This window comes from Carboxylicivirga linearis, from assembly GCF_018271995.1.
GTDB classification, from domain to species: Bacteria; Bacteroidota; Bacteroidia; order Bacteroidales; family Marinilabiliaceae; genus Carboxylicivirga; species Carboxylicivirga linearis.
The window spans coordinates 560,855-585,299 of record NZ_JAGUCO010000001.1; the positions used below are offsets into that span (position 1 = coordinate 560,855).

General features: G+C 36.3%; 28 protein-coding genes. 18 read left to right on the top strand and 10 right to left on the bottom strand.

Annotated features, from left to right (window positions below):
• The first annotated feature begins 133 nt into the window (after positions 1 to 133).
• The 3 genes from KEM10_RS02425 (at position 134) to KEM10_RS02435 (ending at position 2,138) form a co-directional block, all read left to right on the top strand.
• Positions 134 to 1,269, top strand: a protein-coding gene (locus KEM10_RS02425; protein WP_212213024.1) for an IS3 family transposase whose coding sequence is annotated in 2 segments (ribosomal slippage) — positions 134 to 386 and positions 386 to 1,269 — 1,137 coding nt in all. Because the reading frame shifts where the segments join, the coding sequence is not laid out codon by codon here.
• Positions 1,270 to 1,542: 273 nt separating this feature from the next.
• Complete coding sequence (locus KEM10_RS02430; RefSeq protein ID WP_212213026.1) at positions 1,543 to 1,740, top strand: hypothetical protein; 198 nt, start codon at positions 1,543 to 1,545, stop codon at positions 1,738 to 1,740.
• Positions 1,741 to 1,742: 2 nt separating this feature from the next.
• Entirely contained in the window at positions 1,743 to 2,138 is a 396-nt protein-coding gene (locus KEM10_RS02435; RefSeq protein ID WP_212213029.1) for a thiol-disulfide oxidoreductase DCC family protein, read from the top strand.
• On the opposite strand, the gene KEM10_RS02440 is transcribed toward KEM10_RS02435, so the two are convergent.
• The 6 genes from KEM10_RS02440 to yihA form a co-directional block, all read right to left on the bottom strand.
• Positions 2,135 to 2,677, bottom strand: coding sequence for a DUF4924 family protein (locus KEM10_RS02440; protein WP_212213032.1), 543 nt, complete (start codon positions 2,675 to 2,677; stop codon positions 2,135 to 2,137). The two genes, KEM10_RS02435 and KEM10_RS02440, sit on opposite strands and share 4 nt — an antisense overlap.
• Positions 2,678 to 2,690: 13 nt before the next feature.
• Positions 2,691 to 3,083 (bottom strand): RNA-binding S4 domain-containing protein, encoded by a 393-nt coding sequence (locus KEM10_RS02445; RefSeq protein ID WP_212213035.1) that lies wholly within the window; start codon positions 3,081 to 3,083, stop codon positions 2,691 to 2,693.
• A gap of 1 nt (position 3,084) precedes the next feature.
• Positions 3,085 to 3,648 (bottom strand): aminoacyl-tRNA hydrolase, encoded by a 564-nt coding sequence (pth, locus tag KEM10_RS02450; RefSeq protein WP_212213037.1) that lies wholly within the window; start codon positions 3,646 to 3,648, stop codon positions 3,085 to 3,087.
• A 290-nt stretch (positions 3,649 to 3,938) separates the two neighbouring features.
• A complete protein-coding gene (locus tag KEM10_RS02455) occupies positions 3,939 to 4,514 on the bottom strand; it encodes a 50S ribosomal protein L25/general stress protein Ctc (RefSeq protein WP_212213039.1) in 576 nt (191 codons plus the stop codon).
• A 92-nt stretch (positions 4,515 to 4,606) separates the two neighbouring features.
• Positions 4,607 to 5,545: a ribose-phosphate pyrophosphokinase gene (locus KEM10_RS02460; RefSeq protein WP_212213041.1), complete on the bottom strand. Its 939-nt coding sequence runs from the start codon at positions 5,543 to 5,545 to the stop codon at positions 4,607 to 4,609.
• A gap of 139 nt (positions 5,546 to 5,684) precedes the next feature.
• Positions 5,685 to 6,284 (bottom strand): ribosome biogenesis GTP-binding protein YihA/YsxC, encoded by a 600-nt coding sequence (yihA, locus tag KEM10_RS02465; RefSeq protein ID WP_212213042.1) that lies wholly within the window; start codon positions 6,282 to 6,284, stop codon positions 5,685 to 5,687.
• A gap of 159 nt (positions 6,285 to 6,443) precedes the next feature.
• Between yihA and KEM10_RS02470 the strand changes: the two genes are divergently transcribed.
• From KEM10_RS02470 to lysA, 3 genes are all read left to right on the top strand, one after another.
• The gene (locus KEM10_RS02470; RefSeq protein WP_212213043.1) at positions 6,444 to 7,424 is read left to right on the top strand and encodes a type I phosphomannose isomerase catalytic subunit; all 981 of its coding nucleotides are present in this window, start codon (positions 6,444 to 6,446) and stop codon (positions 7,422 to 7,424) included.
• A gap of 236 nt (positions 7,425 to 7,660) precedes the next feature.
• Positions 7,661 to 8,974, top strand: a complete 1,314-nt coding sequence (locus tag KEM10_RS02475) for an aspartate kinase (RefSeq protein ID WP_212213044.1) — start codon at positions 7,661 to 7,663, stop codon at positions 8,972 to 8,974.
• 8 nt (positions 8,975 to 8,982) lie between these two features.
• Positions 8,983 to 10,137, top strand: coding sequence for a diaminopimelate decarboxylase (gene lysA, locus KEM10_RS02480; protein WP_212213046.1), 1,155 nt, complete (start codon positions 8,983 to 8,985; stop codon positions 10,135 to 10,137).
• Between the two features lie 136 nt (positions 10,138 to 10,273).
• Here lysA and KEM10_RS02485 read toward each other — a convergent pair whose 3' ends face one another.
• Complete coding sequence (locus KEM10_RS02485; protein WP_212213048.1) at positions 10,274 to 10,573, bottom strand: Dabb family protein; 300 nt, start codon at positions 10,571 to 10,573, stop codon at positions 10,274 to 10,276.
• Positions 10,574 to 10,629: 56 nt separating this feature from the next.
• On the opposite strand from KEM10_RS02485, the gene udk reads away from it, so the two are divergent.
• Positions 10,630 to 11,247 carry a uridine kinase gene (udk, locus tag KEM10_RS02490; protein WP_212213050.1) on the top strand — a complete coding sequence of 206 codons (618 nt, stop codon included), beginning with the start codon at positions 10,630 to 10,632 and terminating at the stop codon, positions 11,245 to 11,247.
• 11 nt (positions 11,248 to 11,258) lie between these two features.
• Positions 11,259 to 11,978: a 3'-5' exonuclease gene (locus tag KEM10_RS02495; RefSeq protein ID WP_212213052.1), complete on the top strand. Its 720-nt coding sequence runs from the start codon at positions 11,259 to 11,261 to the stop codon at positions 11,976 to 11,978.
• Here the strand turns inward: KEM10_RS02495 and KEM10_RS02500 are convergent.
• Both KEM10_RS02500 and KEM10_RS02505 read right to left on the bottom strand, forming a co-directional pair.
• Complete coding sequence (locus KEM10_RS02500; protein ID WP_212213055.1) at positions 11,975 to 12,781, bottom strand: alpha/beta fold hydrolase; 807 nt, start codon at positions 12,779 to 12,781, stop codon at positions 11,975 to 11,977. The two genes, KEM10_RS02495 and KEM10_RS02500, sit on opposite strands and share 4 nt — an antisense overlap.
• A gap of 7 nt (positions 12,782 to 12,788) precedes the next feature.
• The gene (locus tag KEM10_RS02505) at positions 12,789 to 13,505 is read right to left on the bottom strand and encodes a pyridoxine 5'-phosphate synthase (protein WP_212213058.1); all 717 of its coding nucleotides are present in this window, start codon (positions 13,503 to 13,505) and stop codon (positions 12,789 to 12,791) included.
• Between the two features lie 169 nt (positions 13,506 to 13,674).
• Between KEM10_RS02505 and KEM10_RS02510 the strand changes: the two genes are divergently transcribed.
• The 10 genes from KEM10_RS02510 (at position 13,675) to murI (ending at position 23,736) form a co-directional block, all read left to right on the top strand.
• Positions 13,675 to 14,340 carry a CBS domain-containing protein gene (locus KEM10_RS02510; RefSeq protein WP_212213061.1) on the top strand — a complete coding sequence of 222 codons (666 nt, stop codon included), beginning with the start codon at positions 13,675 to 13,677 and terminating at the stop codon, positions 14,338 to 14,340.
• 14 nt (positions 14,341 to 14,354) lie between these two features.
• Complete coding sequence (locus tag KEM10_RS02515) at positions 14,355 to 15,791, top strand: POTRA domain-containing protein (protein WP_212213064.1); 1,437 nt, start codon at positions 14,355 to 14,357, stop codon at positions 15,789 to 15,791.
• 115 nt (positions 15,792 to 15,906) lie between these two features.
• A complete protein-coding gene (locus KEM10_RS02520; RefSeq protein WP_212213068.1) occupies positions 15,907 to 16,785 on the top strand; it encodes an NAD kinase in 879 nt (292 codons plus the stop codon).
• A gap of 103 nt (positions 16,786 to 16,888) precedes the next feature.
• Positions 16,889 to 17,692 carry a type IX secretion system protein PorG gene (porG, locus tag KEM10_RS02525; RefSeq protein ID WP_212213070.1) on the top strand — a complete coding sequence of 268 codons (804 nt, stop codon included), beginning with the start codon at positions 16,889 to 16,891 and terminating at the stop codon, positions 17,690 to 17,692.
• 16 nt (positions 17,693 to 17,708) lie between these two features.
• The gene (locus KEM10_RS02530) at positions 17,709 to 18,452 is read left to right on the top strand and encodes an isoprenyl transferase (RefSeq protein WP_212213073.1); all 744 of its coding nucleotides are present in this window, start codon (positions 17,709 to 17,711) and stop codon (positions 18,450 to 18,452) included.
• Positions 18,453 to 18,536: 84 nt separating this feature from the next.
• The gene (gene bamA / locus KEM10_RS02535) at positions 18,537 to 21,104 is read left to right on the top strand and encodes an outer membrane protein assembly factor BamA (protein ID WP_212213075.1); all 2,568 of its coding nucleotides are present in this window, start codon (positions 18,537 to 18,539) and stop codon (positions 21,102 to 21,104) included.
• A gap of 67 nt (positions 21,105 to 21,171) precedes the next feature.
• Positions 21,172 to 21,684, top strand: a complete 513-nt coding sequence (locus KEM10_RS02540; protein ID WP_212213077.1) for an OmpH family outer membrane protein — start codon at positions 21,172 to 21,174, stop codon at positions 21,682 to 21,684.
• A 93-nt stretch (positions 21,685 to 21,777) separates the two neighbouring features.
• The gene (locus KEM10_RS02545; RefSeq protein ID WP_212213079.1) at positions 21,778 to 22,290 is read left to right on the top strand and encodes an OmpH family outer membrane protein; all 513 of its coding nucleotides are present in this window, start codon (positions 21,778 to 21,780) and stop codon (positions 22,288 to 22,290) included.
• Between the two features lie 28 nt (positions 22,291 to 22,318).
• Positions 22,319 to 22,828 (top strand): OmpH family outer membrane protein, encoded by a 510-nt coding sequence (locus tag KEM10_RS02550; protein ID WP_212213081.1) that lies wholly within the window; start codon positions 22,319 to 22,321, stop codon positions 22,826 to 22,828.
• A 92-nt stretch (positions 22,829 to 22,920) separates the two neighbouring features.
• Positions 22,921 to 23,736, top strand: coding sequence for a glutamate racemase (gene murI, locus KEM10_RS02555; protein WP_212213083.1), 816 nt, complete (start codon positions 22,921 to 22,923; stop codon positions 23,734 to 23,736).
• A 98-nt stretch (positions 23,737 to 23,834) separates the two neighbouring features.
• On the opposite strand, the gene KEM10_RS02560 is transcribed toward murI, so the two are convergent.
• Positions 23,835 to 24,353: a gamma carbonic anhydrase family protein gene (locus KEM10_RS02560; protein WP_212213085.1), complete on the bottom strand. Its 519-nt coding sequence runs from the start codon at positions 24,351 to 24,353 to the stop codon at positions 23,835 to 23,837.
• Positions 24,354 to 24,445: the final 92 nt, after the last annotated feature.

Genomic DNA, 24,445 nt, shown 5'->3' on the forward strand with positions numbered 1-24,445 from the left:
GCTTTCAGCCCGGATAATTTTATTTGATAATGTCTACTTAATTAGAAGAGGGGATGTTGTTATTGTAGCCTTCCCTGAAAATCGGACAGTTTAGAATTAGACAAATTATTAATTTTAAGCAGTCTAAAAGAATATGAAAAAAGTACGATTTACAGAGAGCCAGATCGTAAAGATCCTGAAAGAATTTGAAAGTGGCATAGATGCCCAAAGTTTATGTCGAGAACACGGCATATCAAAGGCTACATTTTATAATTGGCGAAAGAAATATTCCGGCATGGAAAGTTCCCAATTGAAACGTCTAAAAGAACTTGAGGAGGAGAACCGCAAGCTTAAACAGATGTTTGCAGACATTAGTCTTGATAATGTTATGCTCAAAGATTTATTAGGAAAAAAGTTTTAAAGCCCTGTGATAAAAAAGTACGATCAGAATACTTGCAGGTGACCTACTCCATCAGTATTGGCAGGGCGTGCCGATTAACAGGGCTGCACCGTTCTATGTGGTATTATCAAAGTAAGCGTGATGACATTGAAGTCATAGATAAGCTTAATGCTATGGCTGAAAAATGGCCACATAGAGGCTTTGATGAGTACTATGGACGTATACGGAACGAAGGGTTGGTATGGAATCGCAAACGTGTTTTACGAGTGTACCGCCTGATGAAATTAAACCTGAGACGGAAGCGCAAGAGAAGATTGCCAGCTCGTATTAAAGAACCATTGACACAACCTCTAGGAATCAACCATACATGGTCGATGGATTTTATGAGCGACAGCCTTATATATGGTAAACGCTTTCGAGTTTTAAACATTATTGATGATTTTAATCGTGAAGCATTAGCCATAGAGCCAGATTTTTCATTACCTGGCGAGCGAGTTATAAAGGTGCTTAAAGAAGTTATATTTTGGCGTGGAAAGCCACGTGAGATAAGAGTGGATAATGGTCCAGAGTTCATCTCCAAAGCGCTTCAAAAATGGGCTAGTAGGAATGATATTAAGTTGAAATACATACAACCGGGTAGCCCAACTCAGAATGCCTACATTGAAAGGTTTAATTGCTTTTTTAGAGAAGATATACTGGATGCTTATCTATTTAATGATTTATCCCAAGTTCGTCATTTAGCATGGGAATGGATGACTGATTATAATGAGACACATCCACATAAGTCTTTGGGTGGAATTAGTCCTTTACAATACATAAAACAAATAGATAACCACCAGATTCTAAATGGCAAAGAAAGTTCGCTTTGTGAATCTGTCAAGGATATATAAACGGCTTCGTACCTCCGCCGTCCTTGACAGAACCACCTAGCTCACTGAAAAAGCATTTAGAAATATGGTTTAACGAAAAGAAAAATGTCTATTTTGCATGTGTCTGATAAAGGGTAAGGCTAAATTATGAAGAAGTAATAATAGTTTGAACTTTTATGTAGAGGTGGTGTTTCTTTGATACACCGCCTTTTTATATCTCAATTGCAATCATAATGGTTTCTTGTATCGATTAGGTAAGAGAATCCATATTTATTAACCTTAAAATCGAAACTTATGACAAAGAAAAAGACAAAAGTTTTTTGTAAAGGCATAAGTGACAAAGATTTTATTTATGAGATATTCTCTGATAAAGGTTTTGTTGCAGATGCAGGTAGTTTTTTTCATTCGGAGAATACCAGAAATTCAGATGGAGAAATAAGTAACAGCTTATCCGATTCTAATAATGAGGATAGCTGTTCTTCATGTCTTTAAAAATGAAAAGTAAAACATCAAATACATCTTCTGTTACCACTATTTTTTATGATGGTTGGTGCAGATTGTGTTCTGGTGTGGTGGGTGTATTGATGAAAACAAAATCGGGTAGAAGGTTTACTTATGTGCCCATACAGCAAATTGATGATTATATTGATGATTCATTAGCAACTCCAAATGCAATAGATGGAAATGAGATTGTTGTCTATGTGAACCAAAAGTTGGTAAAAGGAGCAGATGCTGTACTTCTTATTTTAAATAATATGGGAGGTGTTTATAAGTTGCTTTCCAAGGTGTTAAATATTCTTCCTTCGCGATGGCTGAATGGTTTATATAGCTATATGGCCAATAACAGATACAGGTGGTTTGGTAAAAGAACCTCTTGTGAAATAGGTTAAAGCTCTAACTTCCCCATTTCATCCTGTTTATATTTTTTTGCCAATGTAGCTAAAAACTTACTTATTGATTTGACAGCAAGATCAGTTTGTGGACTTACCTCTTGTTTTTTTAGTTTAAGCAGAAAAGTGCTGTAAATGGCTGTTAGGCAAATCTCAATATCATTGGATAATTTCTGTCCCGACTTTTGATCAAATTCTCGGATGGTTGGTAATACGCTGTTGAATAAGTGTTGGTAGGTAACTTCATTGGGAGCTTTCATCAACTTCATATGTAAATGATTGATATCATTAACGGTGTTAGTGTTAATCTGGAGATGACCGGATGATTGTTTATTCTCTAATTGCATCATTTCCGTCAGGTTAGCCCACCAATCTCTGATTTCCAATAGAGTATCTTCCGATTGATTGTAACTGGGTATGATGTTTTTATCAATGTTGGCCATGCTTACATTATTGGCTCTGATTAAATCCTCAATCTGCCACATGTAAAGAACATATTCAATAATGTTTTCTTGTTTCTTTTGGTTTGCTACAATCATGATCTACTATATTTTAAAAATCCCAATCACCTTCCTGTAATCTCTCTATATCTCTTCGGTCTTTTTTGGTTGGTCGCCCAAGACCTTTGTTGCGCTGCGCACTGGAAGCCATTCTGGCCAGTTCAAGCATTTCTATTTGATCTGGTGGAGTAACATCTTCAATAAATCCGGGAGTTAACTTTGCACCCATTCGTTTTTCAGCTACATCTAAAACTTTATATGTTCGTGTAATAGGAGGTACACGAATATCAATTAAATCTCCGGTTTTCACCATGCGTGATGATTTAACCGGCAGTTTGCTAATTGTAACTCGTCCTTTTTTACAAGCTTCGGCAGCCAGACTGCGGGTTTTAAACAGTCGAACGGCCCATAAAAATTTATCGATACGTACTCCTGAGTTATCCATTTTATTTATTATTGAATTGATTCATGGTTTGTGAGGCTCCAATAGTACCGAATGCTTTGATGATATCAATAGCTAGTTTTTTTCGATCTTTTAAAGTCTCGTTCTCATCATCAGACCATCGACCTAAAACAAAATCTACTTGTTGGCCTTTCTGAAATTCGTTACCGATACCAAATCTTAATCGTGAGTAATTGGTTCCTCCTAATATGCTCTGTATGCTTTTTAATCCGTTGTGGCCTGCATCACCACCTTTTGTTTTTAGTCTTAATGATCCAAAAGGAAGAGCCAGATCATCCACTATTACCAACAGATTTTTCAATGGAATCTTTTCCTTTTGCAGCCAATAATTAACGGCCTTACCACTTAGGTTGACGTAAGTGTTGGGTTTTAAGAGTATAAACTGGCGCGATTTAAATTTATAGGTGCAAACAGCACCATATCTCTCATCTTTAAATTGCAAATCATATTCACGAGCTAATTCATCTAATACGTCGAAGCCTATGTTATGTCGGGTTTGAGCGTATTCATCCCCTATATTTCCAAGTCCAACAATTAAGTATTTCATTGACGGATCCTCTGTTTTATTTTGAGTTGATGTAAATATGGATTTAATAAAAGTTAGCATGTGTGCAAAAGTACAAAATGCCATTATTTATAAAAGTGTTGATATTAAAAAGACTCTGATAAAGAAAGCTTTATTTTTGAGTCTTGTGAAGCTGATGAATTGGGAATTTACTTTTGTAAATGACCAATTTAGAGGCAAACGTAAAGAGAAAAATGGAGTTTTCTTGCAGAGACTAAATACAAAAAACCTCCATATAAGAATATGGAGGTTTGTATTTTGTGTAATTAAAATTACTCTGCTGATGCTTGCTGTGCAGCACGAGCTGCTCTTGTAAGTCTTACGGCAACAACTACTGCATTTTTAGCAGTTGTTAATTCGATGTTGTCGTATGACAATGCACCTACCTGAATAGTTTTACCTAATCCAAGTTCAGTAATGTCAATTTTTAATGTGTCTGGAAGGTCTTTAGCTAAACCACGAACTTTTAGCTTACGCTTCTCCAACTGTAATTTACCACCGGCTTTAACACCTTCAGCTAAACCTGATAATTCAACAGGAATTTCAACGTTTACAGGCTTATCTTCTTTTACTTGTAAGAAGTCAAGGTGAAGAATTTGCTCTTCTACAGGGTGGAATTGTTTGTCCTGAAGAATACAAGGAACTACTTTACCATCCACATCAATATTAATGATGTATACATTAGGAGTGTAAATAATTTTTTTGAATTCTTTAGCAGGAGCTGCAAAGTGAATAATTTCTTCTCCACCATAAATTACACATGGTACCTTGTCTTCGCTACGAAGTTGCTTGGTTGCTTTTTTACCTAAGTCAGTACGCTTAGTACCTTTGATTTCAATTGTTTTCATAATTCTTTTTTAAGTGCTACTCAAAATTAAGTACTATGTGTTGGCTTAATTTCCCATCACACGTCGCCATAAGCGGCTGCAAAGATAATACTTTATAATAAGAATTGATTGCTTATTGATTGATAATTATATACTTTTTCTATTGTATCGGCAAAAAGCTGTGCTACAGAAAGAACTTTAATCTTCGAGCTTTGCTTTTTTAAAGGTAAAGAATCGGTTACATACAATTCTTTTAATGATGAGTTCTCGATACGCTCATAAGCTGGACCTGATAGAACAGCATGTGTTGTAAAGGCACGAACACTTCTTGCACCTGCCTCCATCATCATGTCGGCTGCTTTGGTCATTGTGCCTGCTGTATCAATCATGTCATCAACAATAATTACGTTTTTGTCGGTAACATCACCAATGATCCTCATTGAGTCAACCACATTGGCTTTTGAACGCGATTTATGACAAATAACCATTGGTGTTTCCAAAAACTTAGCATATGTATTGGCTCTTTTAGTACCTCCCACATCCGGAGAAGCAATAACCAAATTTTCAAGGTTCATATGCTTAATGTGCGGAACAAAAATAGATGAAGCATACAAATGATCAACCGGGATATCAAAGAATCCCTGGATTTGATCGGCATGTAAATCCATTGTTATTACACGGTCAACACCTGCTGTCATTAGCATATCGGCTACAAGTTTAGCCCCAATTGATACACGAGGTTGGTCTTTTCTGTCCTGACGGGCATATCCGAAATAAGGCATAACTGCCACAATTTTATAGGCAGAAGCTCTTTTAGCTGCATCAACCAACATTAATAATTCCATTAAATTATCTGCAGGTGGAAATGTTGATTGGATGATGAATACATGAGATCCGCGAACGGTCTCCTCGTAAGCTGTGGCAAATTCGCCGTCACTAAATCGTAAGCAATTGTGACTTCCCAGTTCGCGACCCGAACTAAGGCTGATCTTTTCTGCCAGATATTTCGTAGCTGTTCCCGAGAATATCTTAATTGGAGCTTTCGGTGGCATTTAATAAGATGTTTATCAGATTAATTGATGAATGTTGCAATTTGCCGCAAAGGTAAGAAATTCATATTTGCTTAACATGGGCAAGGCCATAAAAAAACTTAATTGTTTTGATTTTAAATTGTGTAGGCCAACACTTGATTTACCATTTGTTGTTGATATCTTCTATAAATGAGAGAATTTCATCCGTTCCTTCTCCGTTAACGGCTGATGAATAAAAGACCGGAGGAAGTTCTTCCCATAATTTGAGGAGCTCTTGCTCATAGGCTTTCATATTCTCAGCGTATTGTTTTTGATTTAATTTATCTGTTTTGGTAAATATTATGGAGATAGGAATGCCATTTTCAACCATCAGATTCATAAAATCAACATCCGCTTTTTGTGCCGGGAGACGAGAATCGATGAGAACAAAGAGACACATCATGTTCTCGCGGTTTCCAATATAATCAAGTATGATTTTACTAAATCCCGATCGAAGCTTTTTCGAAACTTTGGCATAACCGTATCCCGGTAGATCAACCAGGTACCATTGGTCATTATTAATGGTGAAATGGTTTATTAATTGAGTTTTTCCTGGGGTAGAAGAAGTTTTGGCTAGTGCTTTTCGTTTGCAAAGCTTATTAATCAACGAAGATTTACCAACATTGGAACGACCGATAAAGGCATATTCGGGTTTGTTGGGTTTGGGACATTGCTTTACGGTAGAGCTACTTTTTAAAAAGGCCGCTTCTAATACTTCCATTCTCAATAATTTTGGTGCAAAGGTACAGCTAGTTCTTCAATAATAAAATCCACTATTCTTAATGGATGTTAATAATGCCTCGGTATTTAGTGTTTCTCTATCAATGTTTTTCAAATAAAGATAAAGAAGTCTATTTTTGCATAAAATGATTTTTAAGCGATGAGTAAATTATATCCACTCAAGTTTCAGTCCATACTCAAAGATAAGATATGGGGTGGTCATAAACTTGAATTGTTGTTAAACAAAGAGATTTCGCCTCTGCCTAATGCAGGTGAAAGTTGGGAGATCTCAGGTGTGCCTGGCAATGTGTCTGTTGTGTCAAATGGTTTTCTGGCCGGTAATTCATTGTCGGAGATTATTGAGATTTATATGGGAGACCTGGTCGGAGATAAGGTTTTTCAAAAGTTTGGAGAAGAGTTTCCTTTGTTGATTAAATTTATTGATGCCAATAATGTGTTGAGTATTCAAGTGCATCCGGATGATGAATTGGCAAAGGAACGACACAATTCTTTTGGTAAAACAGAGATGTGGTATGTTATGCAAGCAGATAAGGGAGCTCAGTTAATATCTGGTTTTAGTAAAGAACTTAACAGGGATGAGTATGTGTCAAAGTTGAATTCTAATGAACTGGAATCAATAATGGCTTCTCACGAGGTGGCACCGGGTGATGTTTTCTTCATTCCAGCCGGTCGAGTTCATGCTATTGGTAAAGGTATTCTACTAGCTGAAATACAGCAAACATCTGATGTGACCTACCGAATTTATGATTTTAACCGAAAAGATGATAAAGGTAATACCCGTGAGTTGCATACGGATGAAGCGTTAGATGCCATTGATTATACTTATGTAGCTGAACCCAAAACAAAATACACGGTTGATCCAAACAAAGTAAATGAGGTTGTTAAATGCGATTACTTTACAACCAATGTTTTAGAATTAGATCAAACGGTAAAGAAAGATTTTTACGGTTTAGACTCATTTTTGATTTACATGTGTGTGGAAGGAAAGGCTGAAATTGTTTATAATGGCGATGAGTTAGAAACTATTTTAATGGGTGAAACGGTATTAATACCGGCTGATTTGAAAGAGATTAATATTAAGCCTGAAGGTAAAGCTCGATTAATAGAGGTGCATCTTTAGACTTGGTTTATATGAAAAGATAGAATCCGGTTCTGTGAGGGCCGGATTTTTTTGATTGTTAGGATTTTTTCGCCTGTTGATTTTCTTGTGTGTATTTGGTTAAATATGCGTTCAGATAGTTAATATTTGCATTTAATGTTAAATAATTAACAAAATGAATAAAGATCTTACAGCTAAATATTGTAGTTTTGTATTGCTTATTTAACTAAAAGCGAAAATTTTAAGATAGCAAAACAATGAGAGTACTAAAATTTGGTGGAACATCAGTAGGCTCTGCACAACGAATGAAGGAGGTCGCTGATCTTATATCAGACGAACATAGAAAGATTGTGGTTTTATCGGCTATGTCCGGTACAACAAATAGTTTGGTTGAAATAACTAATTATTTATACAAGAAAAACCACGACGGTGCAAATGAACTAATTAATGAGCTTGAACAAAAGTATTATGCTGAGGTAAAGGATTTATACTCAACTGATGAGTTCAAACAGAAAGGTTCAGAACTAATCAAATCTCATTTTGATTATATCAAATCCTTCACCATTGATATGTTTACCGTTTTTGAAGAGAAAACAATTTTGGCTCAGGGAGAATTAATTTCAACCGCCATGTTTCATTTTTATCTTCAGGAGAATGGTAAAAACTCTGTTTTGTTACCAGCCCTGGAATTTATGAGGATTGATAAAAACAATGAGCCAGATAATAGCTACATCAAAGAAAATCTAACGACACTTTTAGATCAGGATAAAGATGCTGATATTTTTATCACTCAAGGATATATCTGCCGTAATGCTTTTGGTGAGGTAGATAACTTGCAACGGGGAGGAAGTGACTATTCTGCTTCGTTAATTGGAGCTGGTTGTAATGCCGAAGAAATTCAGATTTGGACGGATATTGATGGTATGCACAATAACGATCCCCGATTTGTTGAAAATACCAAATCTATTGAAGAATTATCTTTTGATGAAGCAGCTGAGTTAGCTTATTTTGGAGCAAAAATTCTTCATCCAACCAGTGTTTTGCCAGCAAAGTTGGCTAATATTCCGGTTCATTTATTGAATACGATGCAACCGCAGGCTAAGGGAACACTTATTTCGTCAAATCAACGAAAAGAACGACTGGCCGCTATTGCTGCAAAAGATGGAATTACAGCAATTAAAATTAAGTCGGGACGCATGTTGTTGGCTTACGGTTTCTTGCGCAAAGTATTTGAAATTTTTGAAAGTTATAAAACGCCAATCGATATGATTACGACATCGGAGGTTGGAGTTTCTGTTACCATTGATGAAGATAAGCACCTACAAGAAATTGTGAATGACTTGAAAAAGTATGGTACTGTTGAGGTAGATACTGATCAGGTTATTGTTTGTGTTGTAGGAGATTTGGTAGCCGAAAATAAAGGATATGCCAATCAAATATTTGATGCATTAAAAGATGTGCCAATTCGAATGATATCATACGGAGGAAGCAATTATAATGTGTCGTTATTGATTAATGCAGAAGATAAAAAGAAGGCTTTAAACCTGCTGAGTGATAATTTATTTAACTAAAAGGAGAAATGAAATTTAATTTTCCGGTTGAGACCCTGACTAAGATAGATACACCTTTTTATTATTATGATATGGAGTTGTTGAATGCAACTCTGGACGCAGTTGCAACTGAATCGGGTAAGTATGGATACAAAGTGCATTATGCAGTAAAAGCAAATGCTAATGATCGTATTCTAACAGCCATTGAAAGCAAAGGTTTTGGTGCTGATTGCGTAAGTGGACAGGAAGTGCAAAAGGCCTTGGATTGTGGATTTGCTTCCAAAGGAATTGTTTTTGCCGGTGTAGGTAAATCCGACTGGGAAATCAATCTTGGATTGGATAACAACATTGCTTGTTTTAATGTAGAATCTATTCCTGAGCTTGAAATTATTGACGAGTTGGCTGGTAAGAAAGGGAAAGTGGCAAAGGTAGCTTTGCGTATTAATCCAAATGTAAATGCCAATACACACCATTATATTACCACGGGTTTGAATGAGAATAAATTCGGTATTAATCAATGGGATTTAGAGAAAGTGGTTAACACTCTTTCTGAATTAAAAAATGTTGAGCTGGAAGGTATTCATTTTCATATTGGGTCACAAATTACCGATTTACACTCTTTTAAAGATTTGTGTTTGCGCGTTAATGAATTGCAAAAATGGTTTGTTTCTCACCATATCATGCCTAAAGTGGTGAATGTTGGTGGAGGTTTAGGAATTAACTACGAACAACCCGATGAACAATCTATTCCTGATTTTGCAAGTTATTTTGCTTTATTCAATGAGTTGTTGGAGCTAATGCCAGGGCAGGAGTTGCATTTTGAGTTAGGCCGATCAATGGTTGGACAATGTGCTTCGTTGCTTTCAAAAGTGCTTTATATCAAAGAAGGAGTACAAACTAATTTTGCCATTGTTGATGCTGGTATGAGTGATCTGATTCGTCCGGCATTATATCAGGCCTATCATAAAATTGAAAATCTGACTTCGTCATTGGACGAAGAAAAATATGATGTTGTTGGACCTATTTGTGAATCAAGTGATTGTTTTGGAAAGGCCGTTGCTTTGCCTAAAACAAAAAGAGGTGACTTGATTGCTTTGCGTTCAGCAGGAGCTTACGGTGAAGTAATGGCTAATCAGTATAACCTTCGCACATTACCTAAAGCTTATTATTCAGATAGTTTATAAAAATAGCTTGTTAGTTATAAGGCAGTAGTTTTTTAAGGTTAAAGACTATAGATTAAAAGCTAAAACATGCAAAAATATTGTGCTTAGTGCAGTAATAGAATAAAGAGCGCGTGAATAATCACGCGCTTTTCTTTTTTTAGAATTCGTAATCCACGCAAGATCTGGCTTCCAATACCTCTCTCACAATTTTACCAACTGCCACATGATCGGGGTGTTTAGCATAGGTTTCTAAATCTTCCATGCTGTCAAAAGTTGTGGTTAAAGCAATGTCAAATTGTTCTGCCTGATTTGTGTTTAATCCTACTTCAATTGATTTCAATACACTTACTTTCTCTTTTAATCCCAATAAACCCGATTTAATTTCGGCAAGCTTAGCATCTTTAGTTTCCTTGCTTTCAAATGGTTTTAATTGAAACAGAACGATGTGCTTAATCATAGTCATTATTTTTAGTAGTTTTGTAGTCTTAAATTTTTTATAGCAAAAGTACAAAAATGCTGATAATTGGTATTGCCGGAGGGACTGGATCGGGTAAAACTACCGTAGTTCGAAAAATAATTGAACGATTACCTAAAGATGAGGTGGCTGTTTTGCCTCAGGATTCATATTATAAAGATAATAAGCATATTCCGTTGGAAGAACGTCAGAAAATGAATTTTGACCATCCGGATGCGATTGAATTTGATTTATTGTATGATCATCTGGCAGAACTAAAAAAAGGTAATGCTATTGAGCAGCCAAAGTATTCTTATTTAACCTGTACGCGTTCTGAAGATACTATTACAGTATTGCCTCGCGATGTGGTGATTGTTGAAGGAATTCTAATATTAGGAAATGAACGTTTAAGGAGTCTGATGGATTTGAAAGTGTTTGTGGACGCCGAGGCGGATGACCGATTAGCAAGGGTGATACATCGTGATATTGAAGAGCGCGGGCGTACTATCGATAAGGTGTTGGATCGGTATGGTGAGACCGTAAAGCCTATGCACTTGCAATTTATTGAACCAACAAAGAGGTATGCAGATTTAATTGTGCCTCAGGGAGGTAATAATCATATAGCTATTAATATTTTAACTAACTTTATAGAAAGAAACTTATCATGTTTTAACTAAACCCTTTGCCTATGCTTGATAATATTCGTGTGGAAGATATTTTGTTTCTCGATATTGAAACCGTTCCGGATCAACCCGCATTTGATCAAGTGAGTCCAGCCATGCAGGAACTGTGGGAAAAGAAATCAGTTTATTTCCGAAAAGAAGAAGAAACAGCTGAGGAAGTTTATGGCAGGGCAGGTATTTATGCTGAGTTTGGTAAAATTGTTTGTATTTCAGTTGGGGCGATTGCTCAAAGAGATGGGCAGCGAATATTCAGGTTGAAATCGTTTGCTGGTGATGATGAAAAAAAGCTCTTGATTGAGTTTAAAGAAATGTTGGAGCATTTTACATCAAAGCCCACCCGAAATATTTGCGGCCATAATGCGCGCGAATTTGACTTTCCGTTTATTGCCCGGCGAATGTTAATCCGTGGAGTTGGACTTCCCGAAGTGCTGGATGTTGCAGGTAAGAAACCATGGGAAGTTAAGTTTTTGGATACGCTTGATTTATGGAAGTTTGGCGATTATAAACATTACACTTCCCTTAACCTTTTAACTACTATTTTTGGTATTCCTTCACCTAAGGATGATATTGATGGTAGTCAGGTGGCTCAGGTTTTTTACGAAGAAAAAGATATTGAACGTATAGCCAGGTATTGTGAAAAAGATGTATTGGCTACTGCTCAACTGTTTTTACGTCTTAAAGGAGAGTCACTGATTGAGGAGGATGCAATTGAACTGGCTAATTAATCCAAAAGGAAATAAGCCAGCGTTTTAACAAGTAGCTCAGGTTGTTCGGCATGTAACCAATGATCCGCATTGGGGATGGTTACAATTTCGGCATCCTTAAAGTATTTTCGAATGATTAAAGTGTCTTCATCCATCACATAACCCGATTTTTCACCTGTGATAAATATGGAAGGTAAAGCAACATGGTGGGCTTCTGGATCCAGATCTGAAAATCCATCCATAATATTTTCAAGATTCTCTTTTAGCACAGGTAAGTTCAGTCTCCATTGATAATCTCCTGCCTTTGTGCGATCGATGTTCTTCAATAAAAACTGACGTAATGTTTTTGATGGTAGATATTGCGCTAACTGTTTGTCAATGTCAGTACGGCTTTTAGCTTCTTTGTATTCTAATTTTAATAGTGATTTTATTATCAGAGAATGATTATTGGTAATTTGTGCATAGTTGCTGTATGAAGCATATGATTTGGGCGCAATGTCCAATACAACTAACTTATCAATCAACTCGGGGTAGGTTAAAGCAAATCGCATAACTGTTTTACCTCCCATGGAATGGCCAGCTAAATGAGCTTTTTCAATTTTATTATCAAGAAAAAACTCATGTAAATCATCAGCCATAACCGTATAATTCATTTCTGAATCATGTGGTGACTGACCATGATTGCGCTGATCGATCAGGTAAACATGGTAATCGTTTTGCAGTTGACGGGCAATGCTAACCCAATTGTCAGAAGCCCCGTACAAACCATGTAAAATGATTAGTTTGGGGCCATCCGATCCGTATTCTCTGAAAAAGAGTTTCATGGTAAAATTATTTTACTAACAACTCTTTGTACATATGAATTGTTCGTTCTAATCCGTAATATAAGGCATCGCAGATCAGAGCATGACCAATGGATACTTCTTTAAGAAAAGGAATTTTTTCATTAAAGTACTTGAGGTTCTCAAGACTTAAATCGTGACCTGCATTAATTTTCAAACCTATTTTATTTGCCAGGTTGGCTGCCTCTACAAACGGAGCAATAGCCGCTTCTTTATCCTTGCGATAATTGGTGGCATAAGGTTCGGTGTAAAACTCAATACGATCAGTATTGGTTTTAACCGCATTACTAATATTCTCCAGGTCAGTATCAATAAATATTGATGTACGAACACCTGCTTCGCTAAACTGGCCAATTACATCCTGAAGAAAACCCATATTGTTAATGGTATCCCATCCTGCATTAGACGTTAATGCTTCAGGAGGATCGGGCACCAAGGTTACCTGATGAGGTCGAACGCTAAGCACTAAATCAATAAATTCTTTAGAAGGATATCCTTCTATATTAAACTCAGTTGTGATGATCGGACGTATGTCATTTACATCCTGATAGCGTATATGGCGTTCATCCGGACGTGGGTGAACGGTTACTCCTTCAGCTCCAAATTGCTGCACATCAACAGCCGCTTTTAATACATTGGGCATGTTGCCGCCACGTGAATTTCTTATCGTTGCGATCTTATTAATATTAACACTCAGCTTCGTCATTTCTGAATTATTGATGAATAAACGCTTTTTGGTGGTTAAAAAAACTTAATAAACTATGGTGTGGGTTGATTGTTTAATACATTGAAAGTATTTTTAATAAACAAACAACCATTCATTAATAGGGTTTTAATTGTATGGCAAAATTATAAAGTATTTCTAAAAGTATCGTATGTTAGCAAAAGAATTAATATCAGATGTGGTTCCGGCTCTTAAAACCTCCGATACAGGTTTGGATGCAATCAATTGGATGGAAGTGTTCAGGGTATCGCATTTGCCTATTGTTAATAACAAAGCTTTCTTAGGTATAATCTCTGATGTTGACATTTATGATTTGAATAAAGCAAATGAACCGCTGGGAAATCATCCCTTATCCTATGCTAAGCCTTATGTTCTAGAATATCAGCATATTTACGACGTTATAGAATTGGCTTCAAGATTGCAGCTGACGGTGGTTCCGGTTTTAGATGCCAACGAAGATTATCTCGGATTAATTACTCAGCAGCAATTGCTACAGCGTTTTGCAGATTTAATTGCAGCACATACCCCGGGCGGTATTGTTGAATTGGAGCTTCAGCTGAGAGATTATTCTTTGTCGGAGATAGCAAGGCTGGTTGAGGATGCGGATGCAAAAATACTTAGTTTATACGTTAGCCAAATGATGGAGGGTGATAGGTACTCGATAGCAATAAAATTAAATAGAACCGATTTAGAGCCTGTACTTACTGCATTTGACAGATATGGTTATTCTGTAAAAACAACCTATGTAGGTAATGATTCTCATGATGAAACGGTTAAAAGAAATTACGATTCGCTTATGAAGTACCTGAGTATGTGATTCAAAAAGCTACTATGCAATTAAATGAAGATGGTCAGAAAATAGTCGTTATAGTATGGCTGGTTATACTGGCAACGTGTTCATTTGAAGCTTATGGGCGAAAGCTTGAAACGAATAGCGGAAAAACAGAAACTAAAGATAGTGTCCTTGTCAAGCAAATAATCATTTCAGGCAACAAGGTTACAAAGCCGCGTGTCATATTGAATGAACTGGAATTTGTAACGGGTGATACCTTATGGGTAAATCAATTAGGACAATTCATAACTCGTAGCAGAGATAATTTGCTAAATACATCTCTTTTTAATTTTGTTACCATTACCTATAGCAATCAGCTTGACGGAACTGTTATCTTTCATATTAAAGTGGATGAACGATGGTATTGGTGGTTTTTTCCAATATTTGAGCATACCGATAGAAACCTCAGTTCTTTTTTAGAAAGTGGTGATTGGTCAAGAATGAATTATGGCATTTATCTTAAACGAGATAATTTCAGAGGAAGAAAGGAACTGCTTAAATTAAGGATTAAACTAGGGTTCTCAACGCAGTTCTCCTTGCGATTTGATTCACCGGAATACAAGCGAAAAACAGGATGGGGGATGGAAGTGAATGCAAAAGCATTTAATAATATACCCTTTGTTACCATTGAAAACAGACCTGTATTTGTATCTGTGAATAATGAGATGTCGCAATTCTACTATAAGTCGGCTGTTAATTATGGCTTGCGAACTGATTTATATCAAAGGCATAAATTGGAATTAACATATGAAGGGTATAATGTGTCTGACTCAATCATTGATATAAATCCTAATTACCTGACAGAAGGTGATTCAAAAATGGAATACCTGAGTTTGTCTTATCAATTTAAATACGATAAACGAGACTCCAAGGTTTACCCCCTCGAAGGGACGGGCTTTCAGTTGGATGCTACGAAGTTGGGGCTGGGGGTTTTAAACGATAAGTTGGATGATTGGAGTTTGCACCTGTTAATTCAGCAATATGCTGCTTTGGGTAAGCGTTGGCACTGGGGAGGAGTGGCAGAAGGAAGAATAGGAACCAGTGATGCTTTACCTTATGTTCTAAATCAGGGGTTAGGATATAAGACATTTATGAATGGTTATGAGTTATATGTGATGGATGGTGTAAGAAATGGCATGATTCAGAATAAACTATTATTTACGTTGTTGGAACCAAGGGTAAAAAGTATTGGTTTTATGCCATTGACTCAGTTTGCTAAAATTCATTATGCTTTTTATTTAAAGGCCTTTTTCGACACAGGGTACGCCTGGCAAAGTAACCCTGATCCAGCCAATGATATGGTAAATAGCTGGCAATATGGATATGGTATAGGTTTAGATCTGGTAACCTTTTACGATAAGGTATTCAGTTTTAATTATTCTATAAATAAGTTGGGGTACCATGGTTTTTTTGTTCACTTTAACCTCGATTTATAAGCTTTCACTTACCTTTGTTATTATTGCATAACTATCTTTATAAATATTTTGCTTGGTTATAATCATTAAACCCAAGTTGAAATAATAGAATAAATAATTATATAAATCTGAACAGATGAAAATCGCTGTTTTTGGAAAGCAATTCAATACATCCTTTTACGATTCATGCAGAATGCTTTTTAATGTACTGAAGAGTAATGATGTAGAGGTGATTATTTATAAGCCTTTTTATGAATTTTTGCTGGCTCAGGTGAAAATGAAACCCGAGATTGTTGGCTTCTTCGATTCTACTGCAGACTTGGTTGGAGTTGATCAGGTATTTAGTATTGGAGGCGATGGTACTTTTTTGGAAGCAGTAAGTTTTGTTCGTAATACAGAAATTCCTATTGTTGGAATTAATAGTGGTCGCTTAGGTTTTTTAGCTGATGTGTCGCAAAATAAAATGGAATCAACCATTCAGGAGGTTTTGAACGGTAATTATGAAGTACATCAGTTAGATCTGCTTACTCTTAAAACCGACAATCAGCTTTTTATGGAAAATCCATATGCTTTAAACGAGTTGTCGATTGTTAAGCGAGACAGTTCGTCTATGATCACTATTCATACCTATATTAATGATGAGTTTGTGAATTCGTATTGGGCCGACGGTTTGATTATTGCAACTTCAACCGGTTCAACAGCCTATTCTTTAAGTGTCGGAGGTCCTATTATTCACCCTGATGCCGATAACTTTGTTATCACACCTATTGCGCCACATAATTTAACGGTACGACCTATGGTTGTTCCTAATAATGTGGAAATAACTTTAAAAGTAGAAGGGCGTGATACGAAATTTCTGGCGGCATTGGATTCTCGCAGTGAAGCTTTTGAAGATACTGTGCATCTAAAAGTGAAAAAAGCAGATTTTAGTATTAATGTTATAAAACTACCCGATTATTCTTTCTTTACCACCCTGCGTAATAAGCTAATGTGGGGGCTCGACAGGCGTAATTAATTATCTTTATCGGCAATAAAATTGAAAATTAACGTTTATTAGTTGAGGTGATTAGTGGTTTGGTTGAGACAACCTTTGAAATAATCAATTAAATAATACATTTGTGGCAGGAGTTATAAAACGACTTGTGAAGAACTTTAACCCTTGGGTATATTTGAGTTTAAGAAAAGGCAAAAAAAACACAGTAATATTTCTACTGGGCGTTTTGTTTCTTGTTGGACAAAATATATTTGCTCAAGACAGACTTGAGCTAGGTGGTTTTATTGGGACTTCATATTATTTTGGAGATTTAAATCCGTCCAAACAATTCTATAAACCTCGTTTGGCATTGGGGGGTGTTGGCAGATATGCATATAGCGATCGTTTGGCTTTTAAAGCGTCATTATATATGGGAGGAATAAGTGGAGATTATTCAGATGAAAGCTTAAATTATAAAGATTTAAGACCCTCGGCAGAGCAGAATGGAAGGCCTACATATGAGTTTAGTAATACCATTGGAGATGCAACTGTTCAGGTAGAGTTTAATTTTTTATCATATGATCATAAATATATATCAAATACCAACTTCACACCATATCTGTCAGTGGGCTTAGGCACAATGATTTATAGTCGAAAAACGGGGGATGCTGAAAATCTTACTACGAAACCAACTTTTATATTATCTTTGCCCTTCGGTGTTGGTGTAAAATATAAGGTTAACAAATGGGTTAGAGTTGGAGCAGAATGGTCGTTCCGCAAAACCTTTGTCGATGATCTTGATTATGAAGGTCCTGGCGCAATTGACCCAAGTAACCCTTATGGCGACAACACCACATGGACACATAATAATGATTGGGTTTCGTTTGCAGGAGTATACGTAACTGTGAGTATGTTCAGGCGTAAATCAACCTGTAACGGAGGCTATTAAAAACAGAACAGTTGACATGTCAGTAAAAGACCAACTGATAAAAGATAGATTACCTAAGCACGTTGCTGTCATAATGGATGGTAACGGACGGTGGGCCAAAAAAAGAGGAAATGCCAGAGTTTTTGGGCATAAACATGGAGTTACTGCGGTGCGTGAAGTAACAGAGGCCTCGGCTGAGTTGGGAATAGAATATTTGACCCTTTATGCATTTAGTACCGAAAACTGGAGTAGACCTAAAACAGAGGTTGATGCTCTTATGAGTTTATTGGTTACAACCATAAGCTCTGAGACCAAAACATTGATGAAAAACAATGTGAGGCTAAATGCAATTGGTTGTAAAAGTAATTTGCCAGGAAGCGTTCAAAAACGTTTGGATGAATGTATTGATAAAACTTCCGGGAATACAGGTTTAACACTTACACTGGCCTTAAGTTATAGCTCACGTTGGGAGATTTTAGAAGCTGTAAAAACAATAGTTTCAGATGTGGAGGCCAAAAAGGTTGATCTTACTCAATTAGATGATGCAATGTTTGGGTCCTATTTGTCAACCAAAGATATTCCCGATCCGGAATTAATGATTAGAACCAGTGGAGAGCAACGAATAAGTAACTTTTTGCTTTGGCAATTAGCTTATTCCGAGCTATATTTCTGCGATATATTATGGCCCGATTTCAGAAGAGAAGATTTTTACAGAGCCATACTCGATTACCAGGGGCGCGAAAGACGATTTGGCAAAACAGGTGATCAAATAACAAAATAAAAGTTGGAGAATAATGTATTGTTTTCGAAAAAAAAGGGAATAATACATATTTCTAAAACCTAAACGAACAAACTGTTGAATTAAATGAAAGGTATTTACCACTATAAGTATTTATTGGTTTTTGTTTTATTCTTGTCTTCTACATTTGCAATAGGGCAGGATGTTCCCAATATTTCCTATTCAGGTTCTCCTAAGCGTTACGAAATTTCTAGTATTGAGGTTGTTGGTATTCAGAATCTTGATCCAAAGATGCTAGCAAAGCTTAGTGGATTAAGAGAAGGGCAAGAAATTCCGGTTCCGGGAGATGAAATTTCGCAAGCAATCAGAAAATACTGGGACCAAGGACTTTTTTCGGATGTAAAGATTCGAGCCAAACATATTGAAGGACGTAAGATTGATTTAGAGATATATCTTCAGGAACGTCCCCGTTTATCTGAAATGACTTTTACTGGATTGAAGAAAAGTGAAGTTGAAACGGTTCGCGAGAAAGTATCTATGATGAAAGGTTCTCAGGTAACTCCTTTCTTAATTGATAAAGCTGAGAAATATATTAAAGATTACTTTGTTGATAAAGGATTTTATAATACTGAAGTAAATATCATTCAAAAGGATGACCCGGCAAAAGCCAATCATGTTTTGCTGGAGATTAATGTCGACAAAAAAGATAAAGTAAAAGTTAATTCATTGATTTTCGAAGGTAATGAAGTACTTACCGATGGTAAGTTGAATAAAGCCATGAAGAAGACCAATGAAAAAGGGAAAATCCTTAATTTTTTCAGAACCAAAAAATTTATTGCTGAAAAATATGAGGAAGACCTGACTGCGGTAATCGATAAGTATAATGAAATAGGACATAGAGATGCCCGAATTGTATCTGAAGAAGTTACTCGTAATATTGAGGATAATACGGTTGATGTAAAAATTAAGATCGAAGAGGGAAACAAATATTATTTTGGTGATATTTCATGGGTAGGTAACACAATTTATCCAAGCGATTATCTTTCTTATAAATTAAGAATAAAGAAAGGTGATGTATTCAACCAGAAGTTATTGGGTGAACGTATAATGGATGATGAAGATGCCGTTCAAAACGAATACATGGATAATGGTTATTTGTTCTCAAATATTAATCCGGTTGAAATAAGTGTGAAGGGTGATACAATTGATTTGGAGATGAGGGTTTATGAAGGACAACAAGCTTCTATCAATAACGTAATTATTAGAGGTAATACCAAAACACATGAGCATGTTGTTCGTCGTGAAATCAGAACAAAACCAGGGCAATTATTTAGTAAGTCCGAATTAATCCGTACGGTTCGTGAGTTGGCTCAATTGGGGCACTTCGACCCTGAAAATATTTCACCGGATGTACAACCTAATCAGGATAACGGAACGGTTGATCTGGTTTATCAATTAGAAGAGAAGGCTAATGACCAGATTGAACTTTCTGGTGGTTGGGGAGCTGGTATGTTTGTGGGTTCATTAGGTCTGAAATTTACTAACTTCTCAATACGCAATATATTTAATGGAGAGGCATGGCGCCCTCTTCCAACGGGTGATGGACAAACATTGGCTTTACGAGCTCAAACAAACGGTAAGTATTATCAATCATATAGTATGTCGTTTACTGAGCCTTGGTTAGGTGGTAAAAAACCTAATTCATTAAGTCTCTCAATCTATCATTCTATTCAAACAGGTGTAAGTAGTAGTTACTATAATCCGTCGTACGGTTACGGTGGTTACCCTGGTTACGGAAGTAGTTACCCTGGATACGGTGGATCTAGTGATATTACACAGCACATGAAAATTACCGGAGCTTCGGTAGGTTTTGGGAAGCGATTAAGATGGCCTGATGACTGGTTTACTTTGTATACTGAGGCAAGTTACCAGCGTTATGACCTATTAGATTGGAATTACTTTATTATGCAGAATGGTATTTCCAACAATTTAAACTTTAAAGTTGTTTTAAGTCGACGTTCCATTGATAATCCAATTTATACCCGAAGAGGTTCAGACTTCTCTGTAGGAGTTGAATTTACGCCGCCATGGTCGATGTTCTCTGATAAAGACTGGTCCAATCAGAATATTTCAGATGAAGAGAGATATCAACGAATTGAATATCATAAGTGGACCTTCAAAGGAGCTGTCTTCAAGCCAATCGATACTGCTGAGAAGCTTGTGGTAATGGGCCGCATGGAAATGGGATTCCTTGGATATTATAATAAGTACCTACAGTCACCTTTCGAGAAATTTATCTTAGGTGGTGATGGTATGTCGGGTTATAGTATGTATGGTAGTGAAACGATTGGTTTAAGAGGTTATGAAAACTCCTCACTAACACCGTATAATACTGAGGGATCATATGACGGTAATATTTACAATAAGTTATCACTTGAAGTAAGATACCCATTGGCATTACAACCTTCAGCTACTGTTTTTGCATTAGGTTTCTTAGAAGCGGGTAATGCATGGAGTCAATATGAAGATTTTAACCCATTCGAATTGAAACGATCAGCAGGTGTTGGTTTACGAATTTTCTTGCCTATATTTGGGCTGATGGGAATTGACTGGGGATATGGATTTGATGATAGTCCGTACCGACAAAATGCAGGAGGAAGTCAATTTCACTTCGTGATAGGTCAAAGTTTCTAATAATTAGTTGGTTATGTGTTTGGTTTGATTTTTGTGATGATTTGATAGAACCAAAAAAATGATAACTATGAAAAACATTGTATTAGTAGCACTTTTGTTTGTATCAACTTTAGTTAGTGCGCAAAAGTATGCTTTTGTTGATTCAGAGTACATTCTTCGCAATATACCTGCTTATGAAGCTGCTAACGAACAGTTAAATCAGCTTTCTGCTAAATGGCAGAAAGAGATAGAATCACGTTATGAGGAAGTATCGCAATTATATCAGGCCTATCAAACCGAAAATGTGTTTCTATCAAGTGAAATGAAAGCGAAGCGCGAGGATGAAATTGTTGAAAAAGAACAGCAAGCCAAGCAACTTCAACAATCATATTTCGGACAAGAGGGTGAATTGTTTAAGCGAAGAGAATCGCTGGTTAAACCCATTCAAGACGATATATTTAATGCAATTACCGAAATTGCAGCAGATAATAATTACGTAGCTGTATTTGACAAGGCGTCAGGTATGGGTATTATGTATGTGGATCCAAAACACGATATTAGTGATGATGTTTTGGTGAAGCTTGGTTATAAAAGTGAGTAAAAAAGAAAAATAGATTCATAAGAAAATGCCGGATAGGAGTTTATTTTTCCTATTGTCTTTTCTTATGCTTGTAAGAACTAACAATTAAGAATAATGAACAAGGTTGTAGGAATATTAACACTGGTTTTCTTAAGTGCTTTTACAGTTCAGGCCCAACAGCCAATGAAATTTGGACATTTAAATTCAAATGAATTGATGGCGGCGATGCCTGAGTTACAAGCAATGCAAACTCAAATGGAATCTGAGTTTAAAGTAAAAGAAGATCAGCTTGCAGTGATGCAGGAAGAATTGCAAGGAAAGCAACAGGAATATCAGCAAAATGCCTCTGCATTAACTCCACCGGAGCGTCAGCAAAAGGAGCAAGAACTTGCCGAAATGAGTCAAAAGGTGCAAAACTATTACATGTTGGCTCAACAACAAATGCAAGCTAAGCAACAAGAGATGACTGCTCCAATAGTACAAAAGCTAAAAGCTGCTATTGAAGAAGTGGGTGACGAGGAAGGTTTCTTATATATATTTGATTTATCCTCAAAAGTACCTGTTTTTAATTCGGAAAAAAGTATTGATGTTACGGCTTTGGTTAAAGCTAAATTAGGCATCCAGTAATAATAAATGACTAAGAAATAATAAGTATATGAAATTAGTAAAAGTATTCGTCGTATTAGTAGCATTTGCTTTCGGTGGAAAGTCATTTGCTCAGGAGTTGAAATTTGGACATATCGATGTTCAGAAAGTACTTACTGAATTGCCAGCTAAATTAGAAGCTGATAAAACTTTACAAGGAGAAGCGACAAAATTGCAAAATCAGTTGCAGGTTATGCAATCAGAATTAGAGAAAATGTATACCGATTACATGACTCAAAAGGATAGTTTACCTGATTTGATCCGTGCTACAAAAGAAAAAGAAATTCAGGATAAAGACCAGCGTTTGCAACAATACAGCCAAATGGCTCAGCAGGAAATCAATAAGAAAGAGCAGCAACTATTAGCTCCTATTGTTCAGAAACTGCAAACAGCCATAGATGAAGTTGGACAAGAGCAAGGGTTAATTTACATCTTTGATATCAGCTCTCAGGTAGTAGTTTATCATTCTGATAAAAGTATTGATTGTTCTGAATTAGTGAAAGCTAAAATGGCGCAATAAAAAATATTAGCAATGTATCAAAGCGGGTGACTTTTATAAGTCACCCGCTTTTGTATCTTTAAGTTTTAAAACATCACATAAATATATCTAAAATGGGTCCTATTGCAGTTTTCGATTCAGGTTATGGAGGATTAACGGTTTTGAATAAGATTAGAAAACACTTACCGCAATACGACTATATTTATTTAGGTGATAATGCTCGAACCCCATATGGAACAAGATCTTTTGAGGTGGTTTATGAATACACGCTTCAGGCTGTAAGACGATTGTTTGATATGGGAGCACACCTTGTTATTCTTGCTTGTAATACGGCTTCTGCAAAAGCTTTACGAAATATTCAACAGAAAGACCTACCATTAATTGACCCGCAAAGGCGTGTGTTAGGAGTAATTCGCCCAAGTGTTGAGAAAGTTGGTGAGTTGTGTAATAGTGGTCATATGGGTGTTTTAGGTACAACAGGAACGGTACAGTCAGAATCTTATATGATGGAGATTCATAAGCTCTTTCCGAATATAAGAGTTACACAGGAAGCCTGTCCGATGTGGGTTCCTCTGGTTGAAAATAATGAGTTTAAAAGTGAAGGTGCCGACTATTTTGTCAAGAAGAATGTAAACGTTTTAATGGAGAAAGATTCGCTAATTGATACTATTATTTTAGGATGTACCCATTATCCTTTATTAGTGCCTAAGATTAAGCAATACTTGCCTGAAGGAGTAAATATTATAGAGCAAGGTGATATTGTAGGAGAAAGCCTGAAAGATTATCTAAACCGTCATCCCGAGATGAATGCAAAATGTTCAAAAAACGGAACGATTCATTTTTATACCACAGAAAGTGCAGAGAAGTTTAAGCAAACGGCAGGCATCTTTTTTAATGGAGATATCAACGTCGAAAAAATACATTTATAGCCACCGGAAAAAGGTCTCCGGCAGCTATATTGATATGATTGTTTATAGATAATTGTCGCCTGTTTAAGTCTAATTTCTATCTTCCAAACTCTAATTGCTTATTCTTCCTTGTACCAACCTGAATACATTAAGTAGTTGTTGGCAATTTTATTTATCATTTCTTTAGTTTGATTAGGCTCAATGTCCTTTACCTTTTTGGCGGGAACACCAGCATACACACTGTTAGGCTCAATAACTGTGCCTGTTAATACCAAAGAGTTGGCTGCAATAATAGAATTAGATCCTACCACTACATGATCTAAAACAGTTGCCCCAATACCAACCAGAACATTATCTTCGATTTTAGCTCCATGAATAGTTACATTATGGCCTATGGAAACATTATCGCCAATTTCAATGGTAGATTTCTGATACAAGGTATGTAGTACCGATCCATCCTGTATGTTTACTTTGTTGCCAATGCGGATAGAGTTAACATCACCACGTAAAACTGCATTAAACCAGATACTGCAATCATCTCCAATCTCCACATCTCCGATAACAGTTGCATTTTCTGCCAAATAAACATTGTTACCCATTTTAGGAGTAAATCCTCTTACTTCTTTAATTAATGCCATTGTATAATGTAAAATTTGTGTTTGTTTTTAAATAATAGATTGTACAAAAATACAATCATCTGCTTAAGAATTTACATTCAAGAGCGGCTAAT

Coding starts and splice junctions, on each gene's coding strand:
- KEM10_RS02430 (WP_212213026.1), top strand. CDS start 1,543: ATGACAAAGAAAAAGACAAAAGTTTTTTGTAAAGGCATAAGTGACAAA.
- KEM10_RS02435 (WP_212213029.1), top strand. CDS start 1,743: ATGAAAAGTAAAACATCAAATACATCTTCTGTTACCACTATTTTTTAT.
- KEM10_RS02440 (WP_212213032.1), bottom strand. CDS start 2,677: ATGATTGTAGCAAACCAAAAGAAACAAGAAAACATTATTGAATATGTT.
- KEM10_RS02445 (WP_212213035.1), bottom strand. CDS start 3,083: ATGGATAACTCAGGAGTACGTATCGATAAATTTTTATGGGCCGTTCGA.
- pth (WP_212213037.1), bottom strand. CDS start 3,648: ATGAAATACTTAATTGTTGGACTTGGAAATATAGGGGATGAATACGCT.
- KEM10_RS02455 (WP_212213039.1), bottom strand. CDS start 4,514: ATGAAAACAATTGAAATCAAAGGTACTAAGCGTACTGACTTAGGTAAA.
- KEM10_RS02460 (WP_212213041.1), bottom strand. CDS start 5,545: ATGCCACCGAAAGCTCCAATTAAGATATTCTCGGGAACAGCTACGAAA.
- yihA (WP_212213042.1), bottom strand. CDS start 6,284: ATGGAAGTATTAGAAGCGGCCTTTTTAAAAAGTAGCTCTACCGTAAAG.
- KEM10_RS02470 (WP_212213043.1), top strand. CDS start 6,444: ATGAGTAAATTATATCCACTCAAGTTTCAGTCCATACTCAAAGATAAG.
- KEM10_RS02475 (WP_212213044.1), top strand. CDS start 7,661: ATGAGAGTACTAAAATTTGGTGGAACATCAGTAGGCTCTGCACAACGA.
- lysA (WP_212213046.1), top strand. CDS start 8,983: ATGAAATTTAATTTTCCGGTTGAGACCCTGACTAAGATAGATACACCT.
- KEM10_RS02485 (WP_212213048.1), bottom strand. CDS start 10,573: ATGATTAAGCACATCGTTCTGTTTCAATTAAAACCATTTGAAAGCAAG.
- udk (WP_212213050.1), top strand. CDS start 10,630: ATGCTGATAATTGGTATTGCCGGAGGGACTGGATCGGGTAAAACTACC.
- KEM10_RS02495 (WP_212213052.1), top strand. CDS start 11,259: ATGCTTGATAATATTCGTGTGGAAGATATTTTGTTTCTCGATATTGAA.
- KEM10_RS02500 (WP_212213055.1), bottom strand. CDS start 12,781: ATGAAACTCTTTTTCAGAGAATACGGATCGGATGGCCCCAAACTAATC.
- KEM10_RS02505 (WP_212213058.1), bottom strand. CDS start 13,505: ATGACGAAGCTGAGTGTTAATATTAATAAGATCGCAACGATAAGAAAT.
- KEM10_RS02510 (WP_212213061.1), top strand. CDS start 13,675: ATGTTAGCAAAAGAATTAATATCAGATGTGGTTCCGGCTCTTAAAACC.
- KEM10_RS02515 (WP_212213064.1), top strand. CDS start 14,355: ATGCAATTAAATGAAGATGGTCAGAAAATAGTCGTTATAGTATGGCTG.
- KEM10_RS02520 (WP_212213068.1), top strand. CDS start 15,907: ATGAAAATCGCTGTTTTTGGAAAGCAATTCAATACATCCTTTTACGAT.
- KEM10_RS02530 (WP_212213073.1), top strand. CDS start 17,709: ATGTCAGTAAAAGACCAACTGATAAAAGATAGATTACCTAAGCACGTT.
- bamA (WP_212213075.1), top strand. CDS start 18,537: ATGAAAGGTATTTACCACTATAAGTATTTATTGGTTTTTGTTTTATTC.
- KEM10_RS02540 (WP_212213077.1), top strand. CDS start 21,172: ATGAAAAACATTGTATTAGTAGCACTTTTGTTTGTATCAACTTTAGTT.
- KEM10_RS02545 (WP_212213079.1), top strand. CDS start 21,778: ATGAACAAGGTTGTAGGAATATTAACACTGGTTTTCTTAAGTGCTTTT.
- KEM10_RS02550 (WP_212213081.1), top strand. CDS start 22,319: ATGAAATTAGTAAAAGTATTCGTCGTATTAGTAGCATTTGCTTTCGGT.
- murI (WP_212213083.1), top strand. CDS start 22,921: ATGGGTCCTATTGCAGTTTTCGATTCAGGTTATGGAGGATTAACGGTT.
- KEM10_RS02560 (WP_212213085.1), bottom strand. CDS start 24,353: ATGGCATTAATTAAAGAAGTAAGAGGATTTACTCCTAAAATGGGTAAC.